The organism is Planomonospora alba, assembly GCF_039534085.1.
GTDB lineage: Bacteria > Actinomycetota > Actinomycetes > Streptosporangiales > Streptosporangiaceae > Planomonospora_B > Planomonospora_B alba.
In genome coordinates this window covers 1-7,227 of sequence record NZ_BAAAUT010000115.1, presented here as the reverse complement: position 1 = coordinate 7,227, position 7,227 = coordinate 1, and the positions used below count along the sequence as shown (strand labels likewise).

The 7,227-nt window shown below is 77.6% G+C and carries 7 protein-coding genes; 6 read left to right on the top strand and 1 reads right to left on the bottom strand.

Translation table 11 applies throughout. The annotated features are described in order from the left end of the window. Positions 1-594: D-glycero-alpha-D-manno-heptose-1,7-bisphosphate 7-phosphatase (locus tag ABD823_RS33890; protein WP_344866957.1), on the bottom strand; the 594-nt coding region annotated here is incomplete at its 3' end. Positions 595-783: 189 nt separating this feature from the next. Here ABD823_RS33890 and ABD823_RS33885 point away from each other — a divergent pair. From ABD823_RS33885 to ABD823_RS33860, 6 genes are all read left to right on the top strand, one after another. After that, positions 784-2,424: a carbamoyltransferase family protein gene (locus tag ABD823_RS33885; RefSeq protein ID WP_344866955.1), complete on the top strand. Its 1,641-nt coding sequence runs from the start codon at positions 784-786 to the stop codon at positions 2,422-2,424. Continuing rightward, positions 2,421-3,470 (top strand): glycosyltransferase family 2 protein, encoded by a 1,050-nt coding sequence (locus ABD823_RS33880; protein ID WP_344866953.1) that lies wholly within the window; start codon positions 2,421-2,423, stop codon positions 3,468-3,470. Before ABD823_RS33885 ends, ABD823_RS33880 begins: the two co-directional genes overlap by 4 nt. Positions 3,471-3,475: 5 nt before the next feature. Further along, positions 3,476-4,597, top strand: a complete 1,122-nt coding sequence (locus ABD823_RS33875; RefSeq protein WP_344866959.1) for a glycosyltransferase family 9 protein — start codon at positions 3,476-3,478, stop codon at positions 4,595-4,597. Then, complete coding sequence (locus ABD823_RS33870; RefSeq protein ID WP_344866951.1) at positions 4,594-5,802, top strand: glycosyltransferase; 1,209 nt, start codon at positions 4,594-4,596, stop codon at positions 5,800-5,802. The genes ABD823_RS33875 and ABD823_RS33870 overlap by 4 nt, the downstream gene beginning before the upstream one ends. 9 nt (positions 5,803-5,811) lie before the next feature. Further along, positions 5,812-6,363, top strand: coding sequence for a D-sedoheptulose-7-phosphate isomerase (locus ABD823_RS33865; RefSeq protein ID WP_344866949.1), 552 nt, complete (start codon positions 5,812-5,814; stop codon positions 6,361-6,363). Next, positions 6,360-7,227, top strand: an 868-nt coding sequence (locus ABD823_RS33860; protein WP_344866947.1) for a PfkB family carbohydrate kinase, incomplete at its 3' end; no start/stop codon positions are given. The genes ABD823_RS33865 and ABD823_RS33860, both read left to right, overlap by 4 nt.

Sequence of the window (7,227 nt, the reverse complement as noted above, 5' to 3'; positions counted from 1 at the left end):
GCCGCGGCCCGCCCGCTCGGCGGCCGCGGCGACCCGGGCGCGGCGGCCGGGCGGTGCTCCCGGCGCGGCCCGGCCGAGCGCCAGCTCGACCGCGGCGGCCAGGTCGGTGGAGCCCTCCTCGGCCGCGTCGACCTCCTCGGGCAGCGTCACGGCGGTGGGCACCAGGATGCCGCGCGCCCCGGCCGCGCGGGCGGCCGCCACGTCCCGGCCGATGTCCCCGATCACCACGCAGTCGCCCGGGTCCACGCCCAGGCTCCGCGCCGCCGCCAGGACCAGCCCCGGGGCCGGCTTGCGGCAGCCGCAGCCGTCGGCGTCGTCGTGCCGGCACACCGCCCAGACGTCGAACGGCCCGAGCAGCTCCTCGACGCGGGCGTTGACCGCGGCCAGCTCCCCCTCGGTGATCAGGCCCCGCGCCACCCCCGACTGGTTGGTGACCACGCCGACGGGGACGCCCGCGGCGCGCAGCCGGTCCAGGACCTCCCGCGCGCCGGGCACGGGCTCCACGAGATCGGGCCGGCGGTTATAGGGAACGTCATTCACAAGCGTGCCGTCACGGTCGAAAAGAATGGCGGCCGGTCGTTCTCCGTGCGGCACGGCATACCTCCCTGATGGGTTCTTCCATGCTTTCCTCTGTTGCCCGTTTGCCTGGGACTTAACCGAGAAAAAAACTACTCAGAGTGACAACGCGCTGGTTGCACCCCGTCTAGCTGCACTTCTACCGGGGTGCGGTGTTTGAGAAGCGCTTCTCTCGGTAGTGACTAGGTGTCTGCGGGAGGCGAATGCATGAAATTCCTAGGGTTGAATGCGATCTTTCATGACCCGGCGGCGGCACTCGTCGTCGACGGCGAGGTGGTGGCCGCGGCGGAGGAGGAGCGGTTCAGCCGCCGCAAGCACGGAAAGCGCCCGGTGCCCTTCTCGGCCTGGGAGCTGCCCGAGCAGGCGGCCGCCTGGTGCCTGGCCGAGGCGGGGCTGAAGCCCGAGGACCTCGACGCGGTCGCCTACTCCTACGACCCCGCGCTGGTCCGGCCCGGGCAGCAGGGCCTCGACGAGCGCTGGGAGGACCTGCGCACCACCTACGCGCAGCGGGCCCCCAGCTTCCTGGCCACCGCGCTGCCCGGCCTGGACCCGGCGCAGGTCCGCTACGTGCCCCACCACGTCGCGCACGCCGCCTCGGCCGGGCTGGCCGCGCCGTACCGCGACTCGGCCGTCCTGGTCTGCGACGGGCGCGGCGAGGCCGTCTCGCACCTGGCCGGGCGCTACGCCGACGGAGAGCTGTCCGTCCTGGCCACCCAGGAGCTCCCGCACTCGCTCGGCCTGATGTACGAGGAGGTCACCGAGCACCTCGGCTTCATGCGCTCCAGCGACGAGTACAAGGTCATGGCGCTGGCCTCCTACGGCGAGCCGCGCTTCCTCGGCGAGCTGCGCGAGCTGATCCGCACCACCGGTGACGGCGGGTTCCGCGTCGAGCCGATCGACTGGGCCGGCTACGCCAAGCGGCTCGGCAGGGGCGAGACCTGGTCGGAGGACCACGCCGACCTCGCCGCCAGCGTGCAGAAGCGGCTGGAGGAGGTCCTGCTGGAGCTCGCCGGCTGGCTCCACGAGCGCACCGGCGAGCGCCGCCTGACCATGGCCGGGGGCGTGGCGCTCAACTGCGTCGCCAACACGCGCCTGCTCGCCGAGGGCCCCTTCGACGAGATCTGGGTCCAGCCCGCCGCCGGCGACGCGGGCACCGCGCTCGGCGGCGCCCTCCACCTGGCCCAGGCGTCCGGGGAGCCTGCCGCGCCGATGCCCGGCGCCGACCTCGGCCGGGGCTGGACCGACGAGGAACTGGCCGCCTGGCTCGGCACCGCGCGCGTGCCGTACGAGCGCCCCGCCGACCTGGCCGCGGCGGTCGCCGCCGAGCTCGCCGCCGACCGCATCGTCGCCTGGTTCCAGGGGCGCAGCGAGTACGGCCCGCGCGCCCTGGGCCGCCGCTCGCTGATGGCCCACCCCGGCCGGGCCGCCAACACCGAGCGGCTCAACGACGTCAAGGGGCGCGAGCAGTTCCGCCCGATCGCCCCGATGGTGCTCGCCGAGCGCGCCGGCGAGATCTTCACCCGGGGACCGATCCCCAGCCCGTACATGCTCTTCGTCCACGACGTGCGGCCCGAGTGGCGCGAGCGCATCCCCGCCGTCGTGCACGTCGACGGCACCGCCCGCATCCAGACCGTGGACCGGGCCGACGACCCGCTGCTCGCCCGGATGCTGGAGGAGTTCGAGGCCAGGACCGGGCTGCCGGTCGTGGTCAACACCAGCCTGAACACGGCAGGGCGGCCCATGGTGGACGACCCGCGCGACGCGCTGGAGTGCTTCGGCTCCGCCCCCGTCGACCTGCTCGTGCTCGGGCCGTACCTCATCCGCCGGGGGCAGGTGTTCGCGTCGTGATCACCGTGGTCATCCCGACGATCGGCCGCCCCACCCTCACCGCCACCCTGGCGGCGCTGGACCCGGAGACCGACGTCATCGTGGTCGACGACCGCCCGGACCCGCTCCCGGCGGCCGGGGACGGCCCCGCGGCCGCGCAGGCGCTGGAGGCACTGGAGACGCCGGCCTCCGCGCCCGGCGGGCCGCCCTTCACCGGTCCCGCCTCGCTGGGCACCGACGCCGACGTGCTGACCGCCGCGGCAGCGGCCGGCGGGCGGGTCACCGTCCTGCGCTCCGGCGGCCGGGGCCCGGCCGCGGCCCGCAACACCGGGTGGCGGGCGGCGGCCACGCCGTGGGTCGTCTTCCTCGACGACGACGTGATCCCCGAGCCCGGCTGGGACAAGGCGGTCCGCGCCGACCTGGAGGACCTGCCCGCCGACGTGGGCGGCAGCCAGGGACGCATCGAGGTGCCGCTCCCGGCCGGCCGCCGGCCCACCGACGCCGAGCGCAACACCGCGGGCCTGGCGGACGCCGACTGGATCACCGCGGACATGGCCTACCGGCGCGAGGCGCTGGAGCGGACCGGCGGCTTCGACGAGCGCTTCCCGCGCGCCTACCGGGAGGACGCCGACCTCGCGCTGCGCGTGCAGGCGGCCGGTTACCGGCTGGTCAAGGGCGAGCGCGTCACCCGGCACCCGGTCCGCGACGACGGCTTCTGGGCCAGCGTGCGCTTCCAGCGGGGCAACGCCGACGACGCGCTCATGCGGCGCCTGTACGGTCCCGGCTGGCGCGGGCTGCTCGGCGGTGCGCTCGGGCAGCGCCGCCGCCACGCCGTCGTGACCGCGTGCGGGCTGCTCGCCGCGGGCGCCGCCCTGGCCGGCCGGCGGCGGACGGCCGGGGCCGCGGCGGCGGCGTGGGCGCTGCTGACCGCCGAGTTCGCCTGGGCGCGCATCGCCCCCGGGCCGCGCACCCCGGAGGAGATCTGGCGGATGGCGGTGACCAGCGCGGTCATCCCCCCGGTGGCCTGCGCGCACCGCCTGCGCGGAGAGCTGAGGGTGCGCCGGTGACGGACATGCCTCTGGACCCGGAGGGGGAACCGGGCACCGTCCTGGTGGCGCGGCCCGACAACGCCGGGGACGTGCTGCTGGCCGGGCCCGCGATCCGCGCGGTCGCCGCCCGGGCGCGGGAGGTCGTGCTGCTGGCCGGCCCGTACGGCCGCGCGGCGGGGGAGCTCCTGCCGGGCGTGTCGCGGGTGCTGGAGTGGCGGGCCCCGTGGATCGACCCCGCGGCGCCGCCGGTGACCGGGGAGCACGTCGCGCGGCTGATCGACGAGGTCCGGCGGACCGCCCCGGACCAGGCGCTGATCTTCACCTCCTTCCACCAGTCGGCGCTCCCGCTCGCGCTGCTGCTCCGGCTGGCGGGCGTGCCCCGGATCTGCGCGATCAGCAACGACTACCCGGGGTCGCTGCTGGACGTGCGGCACGTCGTCGACGAGGACGTGGACGTGCCGGAGACCGAGCGCATGCTCGGCCTGGTCCGGGCGGCCGGGTTCGACCTCCCGGCCGGGGACGACGGCCGGCTCGCCGTACGGCGCCCGCTGCCCGACGTCACCCACCTGGCCGGGCCGCCCGCGTACGTGGCCGTGCACCCCGGCGTCTCGGCGCCCGCGCGGGCGTGGCCGGCCGGGCACTGGGCCCGGCTGGTCCGGCTCCTGGCCGCGCGGGGGCACCGGGTCGTGGTGACCGGCGGCCCCGGCGAGCGCGCGCTGACCGCGGAGATCGCCGGCGCGGCGGCCGGCGGTCCCGGCGGCCCCGGCGGTCTCGCAGACGCCGGGGACGGCCTCCCCGCCGCCCCGGGCGGCGTGCTCGACCTCGGCGGACGGACGGGCCTGGCCGAACTGGCGGCGGTCCTGGAGGGCGCGTGCGCGGTCGTCGCGGCCAACACCGGCCCCGCGCACCTGGCCGCCGCGGTCGGCACCCCCGTGGTCAGCCTGTTCGCCCCCGTCGTCCCGGCCGCCCGCTGGGCGCCGTACGGCGTGCCGTGCGTCGTCCTCGGCGACCAGCACGCCCCCTGCCGGGGGAGCAGGGCCCGGCTCTGCCCCGTCCCCGGTCACCCCTGTCTGTCGTCCGTCCAGGCCGAGCAGGTCGCACAGGCGGTCGGCCGCGTGGCCGTACCAAGGGAGGTAGCCGTATGAGGATCGCGCTCGTGTCCGAGCACGCGAACCCGCTCGCCGTCATCGGCGGGGTCGACGCCGGCGGGCAGAACGTCCACGTGGCGGCGCTGGCCGCCGCGCTGGCGGACCGCGGTCACGAGATCGTCGTCTACACGCGGCGCGACCGCCCCGACGGCCCCGACCGGGTGCCGCTGTGCCCCGGGGTGACCGTGGAGCACGTCCCGGCCGGGCCCGCCGCCCCCGTGCCCAAGGACGAGCTGCCGCCGTACATGCCGGCCTTCGCCGCGCACCTGCGGCGGCGCTGGCGCCGGTGGCGGCCCGACGTGGTGCACGCCCACTTCTGGATGAGCGGCCGGGCCGCGCTGGAGGCCGCCCGGCCGTACGGCGTGCCGGTGGTGCAGACCTTCCACGCCCTCGGCACGGTGAAGCGGCGCTGGCAGGGCAGCGCGGACACCAGCCCGCCGGAACGCGTCGCCACCGAGATCGAGATCGGCCGCCGGGCCCAGGTCACCGTCGCCACCTGCAGCGACGAGGTGAACGAGCTGATCGCGATGGGCGTGCCCGAGCGGAAGATCACGGTCGTGCCGTGCGGGGTCGACCTGGAGCTGTTCCACCCGGACGGCCCCGCCGCCCCCCGCGGGCCGCGGCCGCGCGTCCTCAGCATCGGGCGCATGGTGCCCCGCAAGGGCGTCGGCACCGTCATCGAGGCGCTGCGCGGCCTGCCCGGGGCCGAGCTGGTCATCGCCGGAGGGTCACCGGACGACGAGGAGGCCAAGCGGCTGCGGGACCTGGCCGACGCGCACGGCCTGTCGGACCGGGTCCACGTGATCGGCAGCGTCGCCCGCGCCGACGTGCCCGCCCTGATGCGCTCGGCCGACGCCATGGTCAGCGTGCCGTGGTACGAGCCGTTCGGCATCGCGGTCGTGGAGGCCATGGCCTGCGGGGTCCCCGTGGTCGCCTCGGCGGTCGGCGGGCACCTGGACACCGTGGCGGGCTGCGGGATGCTGGTGCCGCCCCGCCGCCCGCGCGCCCTCGCCCGGGCCCTGCGCGACCTGCTGGACCGTCCGGACCTGCGCGCCGGCCTCGCCCTGGCCGGCGAGCGGCGCGCCAGGTCCCGGTACGGCTGGCCCCGGGTCGCCGAACGCACCGAGGCCGTCTACCTCGACGTGATCACCGGCCGCCCCAGCGGGGGCCGGAACCGGATCGCCGCCGCCGCGGGAGGCTGAGGAGGAGCCATGCACCCACACCTGTCACGCCTGAGCGCCGCGCTCGCCGCGGTGGACGGGGAGACCGAGACGATATCCGCCTGGGGCCGCAAGCTCGCGGCCGTGCTCACCGGCGGCGGCCGCCTGCTCGCCTGCGGCAACGGCGGCTCCGCCGCGGAGGCCCAGCACCTGACCGCCGAGCTGGTCGGACGCTTCCGCGACGACCGCCGCCCGTACGCGGCGATCCCGCTGCACGCCGACACCTCCTCCGTCTCCGCGATCGCCAACGACTTCGGCGCCGAGGAGGTGTACGCGCGCCAGGTGCGGGCGCACGGACGCCCCGGCGACGTGCTGATGTGCCTGTCCACCAGCGGCTCCAGCCCGAACGTGCTGGCCGCGGCGCGCGCCGCCCGCGAGTGCGGCATCACCACCTGGGCGCTGACCGGCCCGGCCCCCAACCCGCTCGCCGAGCTCTGCGACGACGCCCTCCCCGTCGCGGCCCCCGACACCGCGACCGTCCAGGAGGTGCACCTCGCCGTGATCCACATGCTCTGCGACGCACTCGAGGAGGCCGGCGCATGAGGCCCGGCCCGCTCGTCGTCGTCGGCGACACCCTGCTCGACGTGGACGTCGAGGGCCGGGCCGAGCGGCTCTGCCCCGACGCGCCCGTGCCGGTCGTGGCCGCCGGGCCGGGCCGCCGCCGCCCCGGCGGGGCGGGACTCGCCGCCCTGCTCGCCGCCCGGGCGGGAGCGGAGGTCGTGCTGGTCACCGCGCTCGGCGACGACGAGCCCGGCCGGTGGCTGCGCCGGGCGCTGTCCGAGGTGATGGAGGTGGTGCCGCTCCCGCTGGAGGGCGGGACCGTCACCAAGACCCGGATCCGGGCGGCCGGCCAGACCCTGCTGCGCGTGGACACCGGCGACGGCCTGGCGTACACCGCCGCCCTCCGGACGCGCGGCGGCGACGGGCGGGCGGACGGCGGTCCGGCGTCCGGCGGCCGGGTGGACGGGGGCCGGGCGGCGTACGGTGGCCGGAACCTCCCGGGCGACCTCGGGGCCCGGCGGGCGGCCGCGGCGCTGCGCGGCGCGGGCGCGGTCCTGGTCTCCGACTACGGCCGCGGGACCGCGCGGGCCCTGGGCGACGCGCTGGAGCGGGCGGCGGCCGAGGGCGTGCCGGTGGTCTGGGACCCGCACCCGCGCGGCTCCGCCCCGGTACCCGGCTGCGCGCTCGTCACGCCGAACGAGGCCGAGGCCCGGCTGCTGTGCGCGCCGGAGCCGTACACCTCGCCCGAGCAGGCCGCCCGCCACCTGGCCCGCGCGCTGGCCGCCGAGGCGGTGGCCGTCACGCTGGGCGCCCGCGGCGCCGTGGTCGCACGGCGCGGCGGCCCGGCCGTCCGGGCCCCGGCGCCCCCGGTGACCGCGGGACCGGACACGTGCGGCGCGGGCGACC

Bases quoted from the DNA above. Each gene is read 5' to 3' on its own strand.
- ABD823_RS33885 (WP_344866955.1), top strand. From the start codon at position 784: ATGAAATTCCTAGGGTTGAATGCGATCTTTCATGACCCGGCGGCGGCA.
- ABD823_RS33875 (WP_344866959.1), top strand. From the start codon at position 3,476: ATGCCTCTGGACCCGGAGGGGGAACCGGGCACCGTCCTGGTGGCGCGG.
- ABD823_RS33870 (WP_344866951.1), top strand. From the start codon at position 4,594: ATGAGGATCGCGCTCGTGTCCGAGCACGCGAACCCGCTCGCCGTCATC.
- ABD823_RS33865 (WP_344866949.1), top strand. From the start codon at position 5,812: ATGCACCCACACCTGTCACGCCTGAGCGCCGCGCTCGCCGCGGTGGAC.